The 19662-nt window shown below is 69.4% G+C and carries 14 protein-coding genes; 11 read left to right on the top strand and 3 right to left on the bottom strand.

The annotated features are described in order from the left end of the window. Positions 1-13: 13 nt before the first annotated feature. Genes ABC728_RS13645 through ABC728_RS13635 form a run of 3 tightly spaced genes read left to right on the top strand, consistent with a single transcriptional unit; the run spans position 14 to position 5743 of the window. The gene (locus ABC728_RS13645) at positions 14-916 is read left to right on the top strand and encodes a DUF58 domain-containing protein (protein WP_416618889.1); all 903 of its coding nucleotides are present in this window, start codon (positions 14-16) and stop codon (positions 914-916) included. 4 nt (positions 917-920) lie between these two features. After that, on the top strand, positions 921-3659 hold the full coding sequence (locus ABC728_RS13640; protein WP_416618888.1) for a DUF4159 domain-containing protein: 2739 nt from the start codon (positions 921-923) through the stop codon (positions 3657-3659). Further along, positions 3656-5743, top strand: coding sequence for a hypothetical protein (locus ABC728_RS13635; protein ID WP_416618887.1), 2088 nt, complete (start codon positions 3656-3658; stop codon positions 5741-5743). The genes ABC728_RS13640 and ABC728_RS13635 overlap by 4 nt, the downstream gene beginning before the upstream one ends. A 4-nt stretch (positions 5744-5747) precedes the next feature. Here ABC728_RS13635 and ABC728_RS13630 read toward each other — a convergent pair whose 3' ends face one another. Together ABC728_RS13630 and ABC728_RS13625 are read right to left on the bottom strand one after the other, a co-directional pair. Further along, a complete protein-coding gene (locus ABC728_RS13630) occupies positions 5748-6299 on the bottom strand; it encodes a DUF1003 domain-containing protein (RefSeq protein WP_416618886.1) in 552 nt (183 codons plus the stop codon). A 160-nt stretch (positions 6300-6459) separates the two neighbouring features. Further along, positions 6460-7938, bottom strand: a complete 1479-nt coding sequence (locus tag ABC728_RS13625; RefSeq protein ID WP_416618885.1) for a DegQ family serine endoprotease — start codon at positions 7936-7938, stop codon at positions 6460-6462. A gap of 489 nt (positions 7939-8427) precedes the next feature. On the opposite strand from ABC728_RS13625, the gene ABC728_RS13620 reads away from it, so the two are divergent. Both ABC728_RS13620 and ABC728_RS13615 read left to right on the top strand, forming a co-directional pair. Beyond that, a complete protein-coding gene (locus tag ABC728_RS13620) occupies positions 8428-9102 on the top strand; it encodes a winged helix-turn-helix domain-containing protein (protein WP_416618884.1) in 675 nt (224 codons plus the stop codon). Continuing rightward, on the top strand, positions 9095-10471 hold the full coding sequence (locus ABC728_RS13615; RefSeq protein ID WP_416618883.1) for a sensor histidine kinase: 1377 nt from the start codon (positions 9095-9097) through the stop codon (positions 10469-10471). The genes ABC728_RS13620 and ABC728_RS13615 overlap by 8 nt, the downstream gene beginning before the upstream one ends. Positions 10472-10507: 36 nt before the next feature. Here ABC728_RS13615 and ABC728_RS13610 read toward each other — a convergent pair whose 3' ends face one another. Continuing rightward, the gene (locus ABC728_RS13610) at positions 10508-11251 is read right to left on the bottom strand and encodes a hypothetical protein (protein WP_416618882.1); all 744 of its coding nucleotides are present in this window, start codon (positions 11249-11251) and stop codon (positions 10508-10510) included. Positions 11252-11585: 334 nt separating this feature from the next. On the opposite strand from ABC728_RS13610, the gene ABC728_RS13605 reads away from it, so the two are divergent. The 6 genes from ABC728_RS13605 (at position 11586) to terL (ending at position 19652) form a co-directional block, all read left to right on the top strand. Beyond that, the gene (locus ABC728_RS13605) at positions 11586-12404 is read left to right on the top strand and encodes a phage capsid protein (protein WP_416618881.1); all 819 of its coding nucleotides are present in this window, start codon (positions 11586-11588) and stop codon (positions 12402-12404) included. Between the two features lie 76 nt (positions 12405-12480). Continuing rightward, entirely contained in the window at positions 12481-12750 is a 270-nt protein-coding gene (locus ABC728_RS13600; protein ID WP_416618880.1) for a hypothetical protein, read from the top strand. Between the two features lie 134 nt (positions 12751-12884). Continuing rightward, positions 12885-13457, top strand: coding sequence for a hypothetical protein (locus ABC728_RS13595; RefSeq protein ID WP_416618879.1), 573 nt, complete (start codon positions 12885-12887; stop codon positions 13455-13457). Then, positions 13454-15220 carry a hypothetical protein gene (locus tag ABC728_RS13590; protein WP_416618878.1) on the top strand — a complete coding sequence of 589 codons (1767 nt, stop codon included), beginning with the start codon at positions 13454-13456 and terminating at the stop codon, positions 15218-15220. The genes ABC728_RS13595 and ABC728_RS13590 overlap by 4 nt, the downstream gene beginning before the upstream one ends. Next, positions 15220-18180: a glycosyl hydrolase family 28-related protein gene (locus tag ABC728_RS13585; protein ID WP_416618877.1), complete on the top strand. Its 2961-nt coding sequence runs from the start codon at positions 15220-15222 to the stop codon at positions 18178-18180. Before ABC728_RS13590 ends, ABC728_RS13585 begins: the two co-directional genes overlap by 1 nt. Then, the gene (gene terL, locus ABC728_RS13580; protein WP_416618876.1) at positions 18180-19652 is read left to right on the top strand and encodes a phage terminase large subunit; all 1473 of its coding nucleotides are present in this window, start codon (positions 18180-18182) and stop codon (positions 19650-19652) included. The genes ABC728_RS13585 and terL overlap by 1 nt, the downstream gene beginning before the upstream one ends. Positions 19653-19662: the final 10 nt, after the last annotated feature.

Below are 19662 nucleotides of genomic sequence, written 5' to 3'. Positions count from 1 at the left end.
AGGAACCGCCGGCATGGACAATCCCGGCCGCCACCTGCCCGCCGCCATCCGCGCCCAGCACCGGGCGGAGGATCTCGCCCGCCGCCTGCCCCCGCTGCTGGTGGAGGCCGAGCGCATCGCCGCGACCGTGGCGCAGGGCGCCCATGGCCGCCGCCGCGTCGGCACGGGTGAGACCTTCTGGCAGTTCCGGCGCTATCAGCCCGGTGATGCCCATAACCGCATCGACTGGCGCCAGACCGGCAAGTCGGCCCATGTCTTCGTGCGCGAAAACGAATGGGAGGCGGCGCAGACCGTCTGGATCTGGCGCGACGACAGCCCGTCGATGAACTGGCGGTCGGGCCGCGGCCTGTCCAGCAAGCGCGAGCGCGCCGATCTTGTCGTGCTGGCGCTGGCCGCCCTGCTGCTGCGCGGCGGGGAACGGGTGCATCTGGCCGGCAGCGACGTGCCTCCGTCGGCCGCCCGGTCCATCCTGCCCCGTCTGGCGGACTGGCTGACGGCCAGGGCGGACGGGCATGACGGGTCCGGCCTGCCGCCGGCCGCAGTACGCCTGCCGCGCCATGCCCAGGCCGTGCTGGTCGGTGACCTGCTGTCGCCGCTGGACGATATCCAGGCCGCCGTGGCCCGGCTGGCCGCCATGGGCGTGCGCGGGCATCTGGTGCAGGTGCTGGACCCGGGGGAGGAGACGCTGCCCTATGCCGGGCGCATCCGCTTCAAGGGGCTGGAGGGGGAGGGGGCGCTGCTGGTGCCCCGCGTCGATGGGGTGCGCGACGCCTATCTGGACCGGCTGGCCGCCCAGCGCGACGGCCTGGCCGCCATCGCACGCGCCGCGGGCTGGACCCTGACCCTGCACCGGACCGACAAGCCACCGCAGGCCGTGCTGCTGTCCCTGTGGACGGCGCTGGCCGGGGAGGGATGAGGCCATGCTGAACCTGGGTCCCATCGCGTTTGCGGCGCCCTGGCTTCTGCTGGGGCTGGCCGTGCTGCCCGTGCTTTACTGGCTGCTGAAGGTGACGCCGCCCAATCCGCGCACCATCGCCTTTCCCGCCATCCGGCTTCTGGCCGATCTGGTGCATCGGGAGGAGACGCCGAACCGCACGCCCCTGTGGCTGCTGGTGCTGCGCATGCTGCTGGCCGCCCTGGTGATCCTGGCCCTGTCGCGGCCTTTGCTGAACCCGGCCGCTTCGCTGCCCGGCGGCGGGCCGCTGCTGCTGGTGGTGGATAATGGCTGGGCGGCGGGACGTGACTGGCCGGCGCGGCTGTCGGCCATGGACGGGCTGATCGACCAGGCCGACAGGCAGGGCCGCAGCGTCGTGCTGCTGCCCACGGCGCCATCGGCCAATGGCGACGCGCCGGCCCTCGCCGGCCCCATGCCGGCCGACATCGCCAAGCGGCAGGCGCAGGCGCTGCGTCCCTATCCCTGGCCGGTGGACCGGGCGGGGACGCTGGCGGCCTTGCGCGAATACCGGCCCGATGGGGCGCCCTATATCGTCTGGCTGTCGGACGGGGTGGCCGCGGCCGGGCCGGCCGGCATCGATGATCCCGCCACGGCGGAGATGGTGACGCATCTGCGCCGGCTGGGAACGCTGGAGGTGCGGACCGACGGGCCTGAACAGCCGGCCCTGCTGGTCCGTCCACCGCAACTGGAGGGCGGCACGCTGCGGGTGCCGGTCGAACGGGCCGACGCCAGCCTGCCGCTGCCCATCACGCTGCGCGCCCAGGGGGCGGATGGCCGGCTGCTGGGGGCGGCGCAGGTCACGCTGGCGGGCGGCCAGGGACGGGTGGAGGTCCCGCTGGACCTGCCGACCGAACTGCGCAACGAACTGGCCAGTCTGCGCGTGGAGGGCCAGGCAACAGCCGGTGCCACCCTGCTGACCGATGAGCGCTGGCGCCGCCGCCCCGTGGGGCTGGTTTCCGGCCGGGCCGATGGCGAACAGCCGCTCCTGTCCGACCTTTACTATCTGGAACGGGCACTTGGCCCCTATGCCGAACTGCGCAAGGGCAACATCACCGACCTGCTGGAACGCGACCTGTCCGTGCTGATCCTGGCCGATGTCGGGTCCCTGTCGGAGGCGGAGGTGGAACGGCTGCGGGCCTGGATCGAGGGTGGCGGCGTGCTGCTGCGCTTCGCCGGTCCGCGTCTGGCCCAGAATGCCGACAGCCTGATCCCCGTGCCGCTGCGCGCCGGTGGCCGGGCCCTGGGCGGTGCCCTGTCCTGGGACGTGCCGGCCGGCCTGGCACCGTTCGTCGATGAAAGCCCGTTCGCCGGGCTGGCCGTGCCGGATGATGTGACCGTGAAGCGTCAGGTGCTGGCAGAGCCGGGGATCGACCTCGCCTCGCGCACCTGGGCGCGCCTGGCCGACGGCACGCCGCTGGTCACGGGGGAACGGCGCGGACGCGGTGCGCTGGCGCTGGTCCATACCAGCGCCGGGCCGGACTGGTCCAACCTGGCCCTGTCGGGCCTTTATGTCGACATGCTGCGCCGTGTCGTGGCCCTGTCGGCCGGGGTGCGGGGCGGGGAGGCCTCGGGCACATTGTCGCCGCGGGCCGTGATGGACGGGTTTGGCCGGCTGTCCGACCCGCCGGCTACGGTGTTCCCCATCGCCGCCGCCGACCTGTCGGGCCCGCCGGGACCCCGCCACCCGCCGGGATATTACGGTCCGGCCGAGGCGCCGCGCGCGCTGAACCTGTCGGCCGCCGTGCCCGCCATGACCACGCCCGATGCCCTGCTGGCGGGTGTGCCCCGGGGGCTGTACGCTGGCGGCGGTGAAACCGAACTGAAGCCGACCCTGCTGACCATGGCATTGATCCTGGGCCTGATCGACCTGCTGATCGCGCTGTCGCTGCGCGGGCTGCTGCCCCTGCCCGCCTTCCTGCGCCGGGGTGCCGGCGTGGGCCTGGGGCTGCTGCTGGCGCTGTCCCTGGCCGTGCCCGGGGGCAGGGCCGATGACAGGCGCGCCATCGAGGCAACCGCCCAGAACTGGCTGGCCTTCGTGCGCACCGGCGATGGTGCGGTCGACAATATCAGCCGCGCCGGCCTGGAAGGGCTGGGTCGTGTGCTGGCCGACCGCACGGCCATCGATGTCGCGGGTGCCATGGGCGTGGACCTGGAGAATGACGAACTGGCCTTCTTCCCCCTGATCTACTGGCCCGTGACGGCGGGGCAGACGGAATTGTCGGAAAAGGCCCGCACCCACCTGAACGATTATATGCGCCAGGGGGGCATGGTGCTGATCGACACGCGCACCCCCACGGCCAATGGCAGTGGCGGGCCGGGTGGTGCTGGGCTGGAATCCCTGTTGCGGGGTCTGGACATCCCGCCACTGGCGCCCGTGGGGGCCGAGCATGTGCTGAGCAAGGCCTTCTACCTGCTGGGTGATTTCCCCGGCCGCTATGCGGGAGGGGAAGTGTGGGTGGAGGCGCGGGAGGACAATAGCAGCAATGACGGCGTCTCTTCCGTCATCATCGGGTCGAACGACTGGGCCGCGGCCTGGGCCATGGACGACCGGGGCCGGCCGCTCTATCCCGTCATGCCGGGTCCGGAACGCCAGCGGGAGATCGCCTATCGCGTGGGCGTGAACATCGTGATGTACGCCCTGACGGGCAATTACAAGGCCGATCAGGTGCATGTGCCGGCCATCCTGGAAAGGCTGGGGCAATGACGGCGCAGGATATCGCCTTCGCCCCGCTGGTCCCGTGGGCCGTGCTGGTCCCGCTGGCGCTTGTGGCGCTGATGCTGGCCGCCTATGGCCTGTTCCGCCGGGCGCGGGGGGGCTGGTGGCGGCTGGCGGGGCTGGCCGTGCTGATCCTGGCGCTGGCCAACCCGTCGCTGGTGACGGAGAAGCGCGAGCCCATCAGGGATGTCGCCGTCATCGTCGTCGACCAGTCGCCCAGCCAGAAGATCGGCGAGCGCACGGCGCGCACGGAAAGGGCCGTCGCCGCGCTGCGCGAACGGCTGGCCCGGTTCCCCGACCTGGAGGTGCGGATCGTGCGCGCCGGCGGGGGGGACGGGACCGAGGTGGAGGAAACCCGCCTGATGGAGGCCATGACGCGGGCCGTCTCCGACGTGCCGCGCGGCCGGCTGGCGGGGGCCGTCCTGGTCACCGACGGGCAGGTGCATGACGTGGCGGCCACCCTGCCGTCGCTGGGCGATTTCGGCCCCGTCCACGCCCTGCTGACGGGTGACCGGGAGGAGGGCGACCGCCGGCTGACCATCGTACAGGCGCCCAGCTTCGGCATCGTGGGCAAGGACATCACCTTCACCATCCGGGTCGATGACCTGCCGGCCCCGCGCGGCGGCGGTGACGGGGGGATTGCCGGCGTCACCCTGCGCCAGGATGGGCAGGAGGCCCAGATGCTGGCCGTTCCCCTGGGGGAGGAGGTGCCGATCACCCTGCCGCTGTCGCATGGCGGCCTGAATATCGTGGAACTGACGGCGGAGGCCGGGCCGCGTGAACTGACGCTGGCCAACAACCGTGCCGCCGTCGTCGTCAACGGCGTGCGCGACCGGCTGCGCGTGCTGCTGGTTTCCGGCGAGCCGCATGCGGGGGAGCGCACCTGGCGCAATCTTCTGAAGGCCGATCCCGCCGTCGATCTGGTACATTTCACCATCCTGCGCCCGCCGGAGAAGAATGACGGCACGCCGATCCGTGAATTGTCGCTGATCGCGTTTCCCATCCGCGAACTGTTCGAGATGAAGCTGTCGGAATTCGACCTGATCATCTTCGACCGCTACAAGAAGCGTGGCGTCATCAACAACATGTATCTGGCCAACATCGCCGAATATGTGGAGCGGGGCGGCGCCTTCCTGGAGGCCAGCGGCCCCACCTTCGCCACGGCCCTGTCACTCTATCGTTCTCCCATCGGCACCATACTGCCGGGCGGCCCCACGGGCCGCGTGCTGGAACAGCCGTTCAAGCCCACCGTGACGGAAGTGGGTAAACGCCATCCCGTGACGGCCGGGCTGACCGATGCGCCGGACGGCGTGGGCTCCTGGGGCCGCTGGATGCGGCAGATCGACGTGTCGGCCGACAGGGGCAGCACCGTGATGTCGGGTGCCGAAGGCCGGCCGCTGCTGCTGCTGGACCGGGTGGGCCAGGGGCGGGTGGCGCAATTGTCATCGGATCATTTCTGGCTCTGGTCGCGGGGATATGAGGGGGGCGGGCCGCAGGCCGAACTGCTGCGCCGCCTGGCCCATTGGCTGATGAAGGAACCGGAGCTGGAGGAGAACGACCTGCGCACGGCGGTCGATGGCAGCCGGATCACCATCACCCGCCGGTCGCTGGAACCCGACGCCCGGCCCGTCACCGTCACCGCGCCCGACGACACCGCCCAGCAGGTGGAGATGCAGGAGGCCGGCACGGGGCAGGCCACGGGCACGCTGATCGCGTCGGAACCCGGCATCTGGCGCGTGACGGACGGGGAGAAATCGGCCGTGGCCGTGGTGGGGGCCGTGAACCCGCCGGAACTGGCCGATGTCCGGTCGACACCGGAACCGCTGTCGCCCGTGCTGCGCCAGACGGGGGGCGGTGCCTATTGGCTGGAAGGCGACGGGTCGGGAATACCCGCCATCCGCCGCGTGCGGCCGGGCCGCGACGCCGCCGGGTCGGGCTGGCTGGGGCTGCGCGGCAATGACGACCATGTCGTGACGGGTGTCACGCAGACCCCGCTGCTGCCGGCCCTGCCCGTGCTGCTGCTGGCGCTGGGCATGCTGCTGCTGGCCTGGCGGCGCGAAGGGCGGGGATAGAGGTCTATCCCCGTGCCGCCAGCCCGTCCACGGCGGCGCGCAGCAACGTCAGTTCCTCGGCCTGGCTGTGCAGCATGGCTTCAAGCTCTCCGGTGCGCAGCCGGTCCAGCTTCTCGTGCAGGGCCATGATCTCCAGTTCCGCCTTCAGGTTGATTTCATAATCCATGGCGGCCTGGACACGGTCCTTCGCGGCCTGCCGGTTCTGCGACATCATGATGATGGGGGCCTGGATGGCCGCCAGCGTGGACAGGACCAGGTTCAGCAGGATGTAGGGATAGGGGTCCCAGCCGAATCCCAGCCAGGCGGCGTTCATCGCCATCCAGCCCAGCATGCACAGCGCGAAGCCGCCGACGAAGCTCCAGGAACCGCCTATGGCCGCCACCTTGTCGGCCAGCCTTTCGCCCAGAGCCATGCGGGACTCGAACTCCGAACGGGCATTGCGGGTGATCGACCGGCGATGGGCGATGCGGCTCAGCACGCGGCGCTCACGTTCCGTCAGGGCGGTGTCGCCCTGGACCAGAAGCTGTTCGGCCAGTTGCCGGATCTCGTCATTCATCGCCGCCGCTTCCGCTGGACATGGCCTTGTCCGGTGATCCTACCGGCTCCGTGCCGCCTTTCAAGCCCGATGCCGGTCATGAAAAAGGGGACGGGTGGTCTGCGCCACCCGTCCCCCCGCTCCATTGCCTTCCGGTTGGCCGGGCCGGTGTCCTTCCCGCCTATCCGACCGTGGCGGGGATGGTCAGGAAGGCCGTGGCGTCGCCGCGCCGCACCTGGACCAGGGCATTGCGGCGCCCGGCCTTGTTGGCGGCCTTCACCTGTTCGGCCACGTCGTCCGGGCTTTTCACGGGGGTGTTGTTGACCGACTGGATGAGGTCGCCCGGCCGCAGCCCCTCGATCCCCTCGCCCACGTCCAGCACCACGACGCCGTTGGCGTCCTGGGGCAGGCGCAGCCGCTGGCGCCACTGGTCGTTCAGGGTCGACAGCTTCATGCCGGCGACCTCCTCCCCGTCCTGCTGCTGGGTCTCGGTACGGGCCAGACGCTGCTGCGGCTGGCCGGGGGCCTGATCCACCGTGACAGTCATGGTGCGTTCCCGCCCGTCGCGCCAGATCCCCAGGTCCAGCTTCGTGCCGGGCTTCACCATGCCCACCTGCCGGGCCAGATCGCGCGTGTCCTTCACCGGCTTGCCGCCGGCCGACAGGACCACGTCGCCGGGCTGCAATCCGGCCTTTTCCGCGGGGCTCTTGGCATCCACGGTGGCGATCAGGGCGCCGCCCTCCTTCTTAAGGCCCAGGCCCTCGGCCAGTTCCTTGGTGACGGCCTGCAGGTTCACGCCCAGCCAGCCGCGCTCTACCTTGCCGTCGCGCTTCAGCGCCTCCACCACAGGCTTGGCCAGGTTGGAGGGGATGGCGAAGCCGATACCGACCGAGCCGCCATTGGGGGAGAAGATGGCCGTATTGATGCCGATCACATCGCCGGTGATATCGAAGGTGGGCCCGCCGGAATTGCCGGAATTGATGGAGGCGTCGAGCTGGAGATAATCGTCATAGGGGCCCGAGCCGATATCGCGCGACCGGGCCGAGACGATACCGGCCGTGACCGTACCGCCCAGCCCGAACGGGTTGCCCACCGCGATGGCCACATCGCCCACGCGCACCTTGTCGCTGTCGGCGAATTTCAGGGCGGGCAGCGGCTTGTCCGTCTTCACCTTCAGCACGGCCAGATCGGTGCGCTCATCCTCACCGATGATCTCCGCCTCGCGCTCCGTTCCGTCGCTGAAGGAGACGGTCACCTGATCGGCATCGGCGATCACATGGCGGTTGGTGACCACATAGCCAGCACTGTCGAAAACGAAGCCGGAGCCCAGCGCGCGGGCCATCGGGGCGCTGCGCCCCTCGCGCCCGCCGGGGCCGCCGGGCAGGCCGGGCAGGCCGAAGCGGCGCAGGAATTCCTCGAAGCCCGGCGGCAGGTCACGGGCCATGCGGCGGTTCGGCGTGGTCTGGGCCGCCGTGATGGTCACGACGGCGGGCGACACGCGCTCCACCAGATCGGCGATGCCACCCTGGGCCAGCACCTCCGGCGGCGCGGCGCGGGCGGTTCCGAGGGTTGCCGGCGCAAGGCCGCCCAGCAGGGCGGTGCCGGCAAGCAGGGCCATGGCCAGGTTGCGGCGAAAGGCCCGGGGCGTGGCAAGCGACATCGTACTCTCCGTATCTTCTTTTCTGTCCTGGCGCCGCATCGCCCTCCACCCGGCCTGACCCCGGATAAGGGGAAGGGGGAAGGCGGTGCCGCCTTGATGATGGCAGCATCATCCCGCCCTGACGACAGCGCCCTGACAGCCGTATGAAAAATCTGTCATCCCGCCGGGCCGTCCCCGGGCCGGGATCGGGGGTCATTGTCCGGCCGGATTCAAGGCCGGGCATCATGAAACTTTGTTCATCTTCCCGAAAGGCGGCTGTCAGCGGGGCGGGGCTAAGGTGCAGTCATGGATCGACGGGCACCGAGCCCCACACCCCCCCGCCCGGCGGTCCAGACCAGAAGTTGGCGGGGGTCGCTTCCCCACTCTCCGACCCCCGCCGACGCTTCCCTTGTAGTACATCGTAGTCTCTCTCGTCCCCTGTGGCCGGGCGGCCCCCACCGCCCGGCCACACTTCTTTTCGGGCGCCAGAAGCGTTAGGATGCGCCAATCATGAAGATCCTTGTCATCGAAGACGACCGCGCCACCGCCGATTATCTGGTCAAAGGCCTGAAGGAGGCCGGCCATGTGGTCGATCATGCCGACAATGGCCGCGACGGCCTGTTCCTGGCAGCCTCCGAACCCTATGACGCGCTGGTCGTCGACCGCATGCTGCCGGGCCGGGACGGGCTGTCGCTGCTGGAGGTGCTGCGCGCCACGGGCAATGAGGCGCCGGCCCTGGTCCTGTCCGCGCTGGGCAGCGTGGATGACCGCGTGAAGGGCCTGCGCGCCGGGGCCGATGATTACCTGACCAAGCCATTCGCCTTTGCCGAGCTGCTGGCCCGGCTGGAGGTGATGCAGCGCCGGTCCAGGGGCGGCGCGGCGCCCACCACCAAGCTCCAGATTGCCGATCTGGAGATGGACCTGCTGGCCCGCACCGTGAAGCGCGCGGGCAGGCCCGTGGACCTGCTGCCGCGGGAATTCCAGCTTCTGGAATATCTCATCCGCAATGCGGGCAATGTCGTTACGCGCACCATGCTGCTTGAAAATGTCTGGGATTATCATTTCGATCCGCAGACCAATGTCATCGACGTGCATATCGCGCGGCTGCGCCAGAAGATCGACAAGGACCACCCGGTCCCGCTGATCCATACGGTGCGCGGGGCGGGGTACGTCCTGCGTGAGTAGGTTCAATTTCCTCCGCACCACCAGCTTCCGGCTGGCCGCCTTCCATATGGGGGTCTTCACCGTCTCCATCGTGGTGGTGCTGTCCGTCGTCTACTGGTTCACGGCCGGCTTCATCAACCGCCACACGGAGGACACCGTGCTACGGGAGGTGGAGGAACTGTCCACCGTGCTGAACGAGCGGGGGCTCATGGGCCTGCTGCGCGTCGTGTCGGAACGGGCATCGGACGGGCGGACGGACATGATCTATGCCCTGACCTCCCCCAGCCATGACATCATTGCGGGCAACCTGGCCCGGTGGCCGTCGGGCGATATCGGGTCGGGCTGGATCGAATTCGACATCAAGAGCCGCAAGGAACCCGGCCGCAAGCGCCAGGCCGTGGGCGTTATCCTGCCCGTTCCCAATGTCGGCTGGCTGCTGGTCGGCCATGACATGACCGACCGCTATCTGCTGCGGGGGCAGTTGCTGACGGGCCTGATCTGGGCCGTGTCGCTGGCCATCGCCGTGGGCACGCTGGGCGCGGTCATCATGAGCCGCCGCGTGTCGGAACGGATCGAAAGCATCAACCGCACCATCGATCGCATCACGGCCGGGTCCTTCGCCGACCGCATGCAGGTGACGGGGTCGGGGGACGAGATCGACCAGCTGGTGACCAAGCTGAACCGCATGCTGGACGAGATCGGGCGCCTGATGCTGGGCATGCGGCAGGTGACCGACAATGTCGCCCACGATCTGCGCACGCCCCTGTCGCGCCTGCGGGCCCGGCTGGAACTGGCCCAGCGCGACCAGACCCTGTCGGACGGCCAATATACCACGCTGGAACAGGCCATATCGGAGATCGACCGGCTGCTGGGCGTGTTCAACGCCATCCTGACCATTGCCGCCGCCGAATCAGGCCGGGCGCGCGACGATTTCACCAAGGTGGATCTGGCCGCCCTGGCCGCGGAGGTGGCGGAACTGTACGAGCCACTGGCCGAGGAACGGGGCCTGTCCATGGATGTGACGGCCTCGTCCCCCGTACTGGTGCAGGGCAGCCGCCAGTTGCTGGCGCAGGTGATCAGCAACCTGATCGAGAATGCCGTGAAATACAGCCCCGAGGGTGGCCACGTCTCGGTATCGGCCGCCGTCGCGGACGGGCGCCCGGTCCTGTGCGTGGCGGACCAGGGACCCGGCATTCCCGCCGGCCAGCGGGAAAAGGTGCTGGAACGGTTCGTGCGGCTGGAGGCGCATCGGGGCACGCCGGGCCACGGGCTGGGCCTGTCGCTGGTCGCCGCCGTCGCCTGGCTGCATGATGCCGCACTCCACCTGTCGGACGCCCGCGACGATCCCGACGCACCCGGATTGAAGGTGGAACTGCGGTTCCGGGCGTGAGCGCGGGGACGCGGCGATCCGGTTGCTGGCCGCCATTCAGGCCGGGGGGAACCAGTCATTGCCCATCCATTGATTGGCCGCCCGCGCGATCAGGTCGGGATAATCCACATCATCGGGCAGCAACAGGGGCAGGCCGAACCTTGCCACCGTGGCCCGCACGCCATCCCGGTCCAGGGGGTAGCCCCACAGGCGGGCATGGCGCGCGATCTCCAGTTCCTGGCCCCAGAAATAGACGAGCGGCGCCTTGCAGTTGGCTGTCATGGCCTGCACCTCCTCCACCCTGCCGTCATTCATCAGGGGCTGCCAGATGTCGGGCATCAGCAGATCGACGGGCCGGTCCGGCACATAATCATGGGCGTTGGCATTGACAGTGCGGATCTTGGCCCGCGCATCGGGTGGAAGCTGGTCCAGCACGCCCAGCTCGGCGATGAGCTCCAGGACGGCCGGGTCCAGCTCGACGGTGGTGACGGTTGTCACCGCCGGGTTCATGGCCGTCGCCGCCGTACACCAGCCCATGCCCATGCCCATGATCACGACATGGCCGTGTGCATGCAGACAGCCGAGTTCCTGGCTTTCGATCTCCATCGGCGTGGTGGACATCCAGGTTTGTTCCAGGCCGCCTTCGTTCCGCCGCAACAGACCCGCCATGTTCCGGCACAGGCGCGCCTCGCTCCAGTACCCTTTGCACAGCAGAAGATCGGCCATCTTCACCCGCCAGCGCCCGACCGTCACCGCGCGGTAGGTCGGCACGAACAGCCGCGGTTCATAGAGGTCGAGCATGTATTTTCCTATCAGGGGTTGTTGTCCGCCTATAACCTAGCAACAGGCCGGCGGCAGGGTGATCGTTTTTTGCTTGACAGATATCGGATAATAATCCTATAAAAACCTACCAACGCCCGATCCATGGCTGCAGGCCATTTGGTGACAGGGGGTTGGCATCACCCCGATTTTCACGGTCCGGACACCCTGTCACTGCTGGCAACCCGCGTATCTGCGGGCCAGTACTCGACATTCACCTGTCTGTCCGGACCTTCCCCCATCGCTGCCCGACATGCGGCCGGCCCCCGCCCGGCAACCGCGACGGCTGCATTCAACATAGGAATGAGGTCGCAGGATGTCCACCGACATCGAGAAATCGTTCGTGAAGCAATATGAACGTGAAGTGCATGAGGCCTATCAGCGCCTGGGCTCCAAGCTTCGGGCCACGGTGCGGTCGAAGAACAATGTGAAGGGCGCGACCACGGTCTTCCAGAAGGTCGGCAAGGGTGTCGCCGGCACCAAGTCGCGCCATGGCAGCGTTCCGGTCATGAACCTGGACCACGGCACCGTGGAATGCGGCCTGGTCGATTATTATGCCGGCGACTGGGTCGACAAGCTGGACGAACTGAAGACCAATATCGACGAGCGGACTGTCATCGCCAATGCGGGCGCCTATGCGCTGGGCCGCAAGACCGATGAATTGATCATCGCCAGCCTGGATGCCGGTGCCAGCTTTGCCGGCAGCGACGGGGACGGCCTGACCAGGGACAAGGTGCTGGCGGCGTTCGAGATGATGGGGGCCGCCGACGTGCCCGACGACGGCCAGCGCCATGCCGTGGTGGGCTGGAAGCAATGGAGCCAGTTGCTGGGCATCGAGGAGTTCGCCAATGCCGATTATGTCGGCGAGGGGGAACTGCCCTGGCGCGGCACGCAGGCCAAGCGCTGGCTTGGCACGCTGTGGATGCCGCATTCGGGTCTGACGCTGGCGGCCGGCAATGTCCGCCTGTGCCACTGGTACCACAAGACGGCCGTGGGCCATGCCAGCGGCGCCGACGTGTCCAGCGACATCACCTGGCACGGCGACCGCGCGGCACATTTCGTGAACAACATGATGTCCCAGGGTGCCTGCCTGATCGACGCCACCGGCGTCGTCACGCTGCGCTGCAAGGAGTGATGCGCGCGGTCCGGGGCGCGGCATCACCTGCGCTCCAGGACCGCGGCCCCTCCCTTCCATCCGAAGGAGTTCAAGCATGTCCTTTGTTCCGCAGGACCTGTCGGTCCTGGCCTATGCCAACGGCTTCACGCTCTGGCATTACAGCACGCCCGACGCCCATACCGCCGTGCGGCTGGCCGGCTATTTCAACGCGGTCAGCCACATGTTGCGCCTGGGCGACATGATCCTGGCCAATACCGGGGTGGGCGGCACGCCCGTGTCCGGCATCCTGCTGGTCAATGCCAATGCCGGCGGCACGGTCGATACCGCCGATCTGACGCAGGTCGGGGCGACGGATACCGATTGACCGGCAGCCTTCCCCCGCCCCCCCGTTCCGGCAGCGTTCGGGATGACGGGGGAGGGGGCTTCGCCTCCTTAATCCCGTTTCCCGGTGAATACAACTCACCGGGAAACGGCAGTATCCCCCGAGGAGCCCATATCATGGCCTATTCCGCGGTCGGGCTGTGCGCCCGCGCGCTTTTGAAGGTCGGGGCGAACCCGATTACCTCCTTCCAGGACGGCACGGCCGAAGCGGAACTGGCCGCCGCCCTTTATGCGCCCACCCGCGACGCCCTGCTGGCCGCCCATGGCTGGAGCTTTGCCACGCGGCAGGCCGCGCTGGCCCGGCTGGCCGGCATGCCTGTTGCCGATTTCGCCCACGCCTTCGCCCTGCCGGATGATTTTCTGCGCGCGCTTTCGCTGGGAACCGGCGGGCGGGGACGGGGCCTTTCCTACCGCATCCAGGAAGGGGCGCTGCTGGCCGATGCGCCGTTGGTCACCCTGACCTATGTCGGCCGTGTGGGGGAGGGGCGGTTTCCCGCCTTCTTCGACGGTGTGCTGATCGCCCGGCTCGCAGCGGAATTCTGCATTCCGCTGACCGAGAACAGTTCCCGCGCCGACAGCCTGCTGAAGCATGCCGAAGCGGAGTTCCGCCGCGCCCGGCTGGCCGACACGTCCCAGGACAGCCAGCCGGGCTTCGAGGATTTCACCCTGATCGAGGCCCGCCTGTCATGACGCGGCTGAAAAGCATCAAGACCAGTTTCACCGGGGGCTGTGTGAGCCCCGACCTGCTGGGCCGCGGCGATCTGGCTGCGTTCGAGAATGGCGCCCTGGCCCTGACCAATGTGCTGATCGAACCCACGGGCGGGGTGCGTCGCCGGCCCGGCACGGGCTTCATCGCCCGCGCGCCGGGGCCCGGCCGCCTGATCGCCTTCACCTTCAATACCGAGCAGACGCATCTGCTGGTGCTGACCGACAGGCTTCTGTCCGTCTTCGGTGATGACAGCCTGCAGGCCACGCTGCCGGCACCCTGGACCCTGGCGCAATTGCCCGGCCTGAACTGGGCACAGAGCGGCGACGTGCTGCTGGTCTGCCATCCGGACGTGCCGCCGCGCCGCATCAGCCGGCGCGGTCCGGGTCAATGGACCCTGGCGCAATTGCCCGGCCTGAACTGGGCACAGAGCGGCGACGTGCTGCTGGTCTGCCATCCGGACGTGCCGCCGCGCCGCATCAGCCGGCGCGGTCCGGGTCAATGGACCCTGGAACCCTGGAGCTTCGCGGAGGAGGAGGGGCGGCCCCGCATCCCCTTCTTCCGCTTTGCCGACGCGGCCATCACCCTGACCCCGTCGGGCACGACGGGCCGGGTGCGGCTGCGCGCATCGGCGCCCGTCTTCACGCCCGACCACGAGGGGGCGCCCCTGCGCATCCACCGGATGCCGGGGCGCATCGCCGCCGTCCGGTCGGAGCGGGAAGCGGAGATCGATCTTGCCGACACGCTGCCCCACACCGACCCGACGCGCGACTGGGACGAGGCGGCGTTCAGCCCGCAGCGCGGCTGGCCCATTTCCGTGGCCTTCCACCAGGACAGGCTGGTGATCGGCGGATCGCGCGACCTGCCCAACCGGCTGTGGCTGTCGAAATCGGGCGACCTGTTCAATTTCGACCTGGGCGAGGGGGAGGATGACAGCGCCATCGAGTTCGCCATCCTGTCCGATGAGGTGAACCCGATCCGCGCCGTCCATTCCGGCCGGCACCTGCAGGTTTTCACGACGGGCGGCGAATGGGCCGTGACGGGCCAGCCCCTGACCCCGTCCGCCATCCGGCTGGACCGGCAGACACGGATCGGCAGCGTGGCGAACCGCAACATCCCGCCGCAGGAAATCGATGGCGGCACCCTGTTCGCGGCCGCCGACGGATCGATCCGCGATTTCCTGTGGACCGACCTGGAGCAATCCTATTCCGCGGCCGACCTGACGCTGACCACCCGGCCCATCCTGCCCGGCACGGTCGATATGGAGTTCGACCGGTTCCGCCGCCTGCTGCTGGCCGTGCAGGCGGACGGCACGCTGGCCGTGCTGGCCGACGGGGCCGTGACGCCGGTCGCCCCCGTCGCAGCCGGCCGTATCCGCCTGCCGCAGGCGGCGGCCGCGGTGCAGGCTGGGCTGGCCTTCACGCATATCATCGAACCCATGCCGCCCAACCTGCTGGCGGCGGACGGACAGGGACGGCGTGCGCGCCTGCTGGCGGTGACCTTCCGGCTGAAGGACACGCCCGCGCTGCGCGCCGACCTGGGGCAGGGGCCGGTGGAGGTGCCGCTCCGGCGCGCCGCCGGCCCCGCGCTGGCGGCGGGCCCCGCCCCGGCCTTCACGGGCGACAGGCGGCTGACCACGCTGGGCTGGTCCGCCAGCCGCAGCGGCCCGCCCTGGCGCATCGCCGAGGCGCGGCCGCTGCCCTTCACGCTTCTGTCCGTAACCCATGAAATGAAGGTGAATGACTGATGGGTGGGATCACGACGCCGGTCCTGGCCACGCTGGGCACCGTCAACAGCGTCGGCCGGACCGTTGAGCGGACGGGCGACCTGCTGGGCATCGGCAAATCCGGCCGCAGGCGGCGGGAGCGCGCGCAACTGCTGGCCGGGCAGGAGGCCGAGACGGCCGACCTGACGGCCCGCCAGGCGGCGGAGGTGGAGGCGCTTTCCCGCCGCAACGCGCTGGCCGCCGACCGCATCCAGGTCGAGGCCGGGGCTGACGGACGCCGCCGCAGCCGGGCCCTGCGCCAGGAAACCGGTCGCACCCGTGCCGCGCTGGGCGCCCAGGGCATCAGCACGGCCGATGGATCGGGCGAGGCCATCATCCTGGGCCGGGAGCGCGCCGCGGCGGCGGAGGACCGCGACGCCGACCGCCTGGACGCCCTGCGCCTGGCTGCCCTTGCCGAGGAAGAGGAGGTGCTGGACCGCCGCAACCTGCTGGACCTGACGCGCCAGCAGGAACGCCAGCGGCTGGAAAGCTGGCGCGGGGTTTCTGACGCCGCCCGCCCTCCGGCCGGTGCCGGCCGCCATGATTTCCCCCGACACGAGATCCGGAGACATTCCATGTCCACCGCCCCCCTTCCGGCGGCGAGCCCGCGTGCGCAATATGTCGCCGACGGGGCCGCCACCCGCTTCGCCTTTCCCTTTCCCGTCTATGGTTCCGGCGACCTGTCGCTTTTCCTGGATGCCGCCCCGCATGGGTCCGGCTTCATGCTGGAAGGGCTGGGCGATCCGGCGGGCGGTGCCGTGCAACTGGATACCCCGCCGCCGGCCGGGACCATCGTCACCATCGAACGGCGCATGGTGCTGGACCGGCAGGCCGATTTCCTGGAAAGCGGACCGCTGGCCGCCCGCAGCCTGAACGAACAGCTCAACCGCCTGACCGCCATGGTGCAGCAACTGGCGGCCGATCAGGCCCGCATGCTGAAGGCGGCGGCGACCGATCTGCCTTCGGCCAGCCTGCTGCCCGACCGTGCCGTGCGGGCCGGCACCGCGCTGGGTTTCGATGCGGGCGGCAATCCCGTGGCGCTGCCGCTGGAAAGCCTGCCGGCCACCGCGACGGTTGCTGCCCTGGGGGCCGGCGCTGTCACCCGCGCCGTGGCGGACAAGCTGCGCGACCAGGTGTCGGCCCGGGATTTCGGGGCCGTGGGTGACGGGATCGCCGACGATACCAACGCCATCCTTGCAGCCCTTGCCGCGCATCGGTCGGTCTTCCTGCCGGCCGGCACCTACCGCACCAGCGCCCCCATCACCCTGGGCTATGGCCACACGCTCTATGGCGAGGGGGAGGGCAGCGTCATCCAGGCGCGGGCAGAGGCCTATGATCCTGTGAACCTGCCCACATATCCCAGCCCCTTCAACGCCGTGGAACTGGTGGACGGCTATGCCACGCTGCGCGACCTGCGCATCGTCGGCGGGGCCACGGGCGTGAAGCTTTATGGGCGCGACGGGCCGGCCGTGAAGAACGTCGTGGAGAACCTGTCCATCTGGGACACCGTCAACGGCATCGTCCTGGACGGCTATCACGACACGAACCGGCCCTGCTACTGGAACCATGTGGCCCGCGTGCTGGTGGCGCGCCCGCAGGCGCATGGCGTGCTGTTCACGGTGGAGGGCGACGGGGACACGCCCAATGCCAACAAGTTCCAGGATGTCCGCGTCTACAGCCTGGCCGCGCCCATCGGCGGCTGCGGCTTCTTCATTTCCGCCGGGCGCTTCAACAACAGCTTCACCGATTGCGAGGCGAACCTGCATCCCGGCGCGCAGGCCTGCCTGCGGCTGGGGTCGGCCACCGACCAGAACCTGATCGTCAATTTCTATGCCGAGAGCCTGGGTGCGGTGCCCGGCATCCGCATCGACAACGGATCGCAGAACACCAGCATCGTCAACCTGTTCAGCGCCACGGGCGGTCAGCCCATCTGGGATACGGCCCAGGCACGGGCCTATACAGCCGTCAATGCCGGCTATCCGCTGCGCAACCTGCTGAAGGAGACGCATGTCACCGACCTGCGGGTGGAAGGGCTCAGTGTGGAGACCACCTATGTCGAACCCGACACGGGCGGGCTGGTGGCGGCCGATCTGGGCTTCACCACGCATCTGGTTTCCGCCTTCGGCGGGGCCGTGGAATTCCGGCTTCCCAAGGCGGACACGGCCAATGGCCGCATCCTGCATATCAAGAAGACGGACAGCAGTGACAACCCCGTCACGGTCAGCGAACTGGGCGGGGCGGGGCCGGATGGCCGGCCCGTGCTGCTGGCCAGCCGCTACGACCATGTGTCGGTCGTGTCCAACGGCGCCGGCTGGTGGGTCACGGCGCGCACCGGCGCACCGGCCAACGCCGCCTTCCGCGACATGGCCGGCCTGTTCGAACCTGACCTGATGAAGGATCTGTATCTCGTGTCCGGTGCGGCCGGAGCCGTGGAGGTACGCCTGCCCGCCCCGTCGGCCGTGCAGGCCGTGGGCCGCCGCATCACCATCAAGAAATCCGACCCGTCCGACGGCGCCGTGACGGTGACGGCGGCGGCCGGCACGGGGCCGGACGGGCGCGTCTGGCGCCTGGGCAAGCCGCATGAGCAGGTGACCGTCCTCTCCAACGGGGCGGGCTGGTGGGTTACGGGGGCCAGCCGGCCGCCGGCCACCATCCATTTCCACGAGGCGGCCGGCCTGTTCCAGCCCGATCTGGGCGCCGAGCATTACCTCGTCTCCGCCTTCGCGGGGCCGGTGGAACTGCGCCTGCCCGCCCCGGATGCGGCCAATGCCGGCATCCGGCTGGGCGTGAAAAAGACGGACCCGTCCGCCAATCCCGTCACGGTCACCAGTGGCGACGGCACGGCCGGCCCCGATGGCGGTCCGCAGGTCCTGGCCGGCCAGCATGACGGGCTTTGCCTGCTGTCCAACGGCAGCGCCTGGCACATTGTCGGGCGCACCTGATGGATGACGGCGACAAGAAAAGCTTTCACGCCTTCCTGGAATGCTGGAATGGCGAACAGGGCATGCAGACCCCCGCCCTGCACACCGACATGGCCGCCTGGCTGGAGGGGCGCTGGCGGGCGGGGGCGCGGGAATTGCTGCTGCTGGCCTTCCGTGACAGCGGCAAATCCACCCTGGTCGGCCTGTTCTGCGCCTGGCTTCTGTATCTGGACCCCAACCGCCGTACCCTGGTGCTGGCGGCGGAAACGCGGCTGGCCAAGAAGATGGTGCGCACCGTCAAGCGCATCATCGAACGCCATCCCGACTGTCAGGGCATGAAGCCGCAGAAGCCCGACCTGTGGGGGGCGGAGGAATTCACCATCGCGCGTGACAAGGTGATCCGCGACCCGTCCATGCTGGCCAAGGGCATTGCGGCCAACATCACGGGCAGCCATGCCGATATCGTCGTCTGTGACGATGTGGAGGTGCCCAACACCAGCGCCACGGCCGACAAGCGTCAGGAACTGCGCCAGCGCCTGGCGGAAATCGCCTATGTCCTGTCGCCCGGCGGCACCCTTCTCTATATCGGCACGCCGCACGCCTTCCATTCCATCTACAGCCGCAAGGCCCATGCGGAGGAAGGGGAGGAGGAGCCGTTCCTGGACGGGTTCGAGCGGCTGGAGAAGCCCGTCTACACGCCGGCGGGCGACAGCGCCTGGCCCGAGCGGTTCCCCGCCGCCGCCATCGAGCGCATCCGCCGCCGGTCCGGTGCCAACAAGTTCGCCAGCCAGATGATGCTGTTGCCCGCCTCGCTGGAAGACGGGCGGCTGGACGTCGACAAGCTGCTGCCCTATCGCCACGACCTGTCCATGCCGCGCACGGGCCAGCCCTTCCACCGCCTGGGGGAGACCCGGCTGCGCAGCCTGCGTGTCTGGTGGGACCCGGCGGTGGGCCTGCGCGACCGCAAGCGGCGACGGGCCGGCGACGGTTCCGTCGCGGTGCTGCTGGGGGAGGATGGGGAGGGGCATTTCTTCATCCACCGCGCCCTTTACCTGAAGGTTCCGCCCGGTGCGGAACAGCAGGCCGGCCGCGCCCAGTGCGAGGAACTGGCCGTCATGCTGAAGGAGATGGCGGTGCCGGTGCTCCATCTGGAGGTGAACGGCATCGGCGCCTTCCTGCCCGAAACGCTGCGGGCCGTGCTGGCGGCGCGGCAGGTGGCAACCCGGGTGGTGCCCGTCCGTTCCACCCTGGCCAAGGCCGACCGCATTCTGGGCCATATCGATGCGCCGCTGCATGACAGCCGGCTTTTCGCCCATGAAAGCGTGTTTGCCGGGCCGCTGCTGCGCGAGATGCGCGAATGGCGGCCCGGCGGCAAGGGCCATGATGACGGGCTGGACGCCCTGGCCGGCGCCCTGTCCACCTGCCCGGCACAGCACCCGGCCGATGCCGTGCGCATGGCCGTGATGCAGGTGGAAAGCAGTTTCACCGCATAGCGCATTCCCG

It is taken from the genome of Niveispirillum fermenti, from assembly GCF_052474395.1.
Note: the sequence above shows the minus strand (reverse complement) of the source record. Positions and strands in the feature narration are given on the sequence as shown.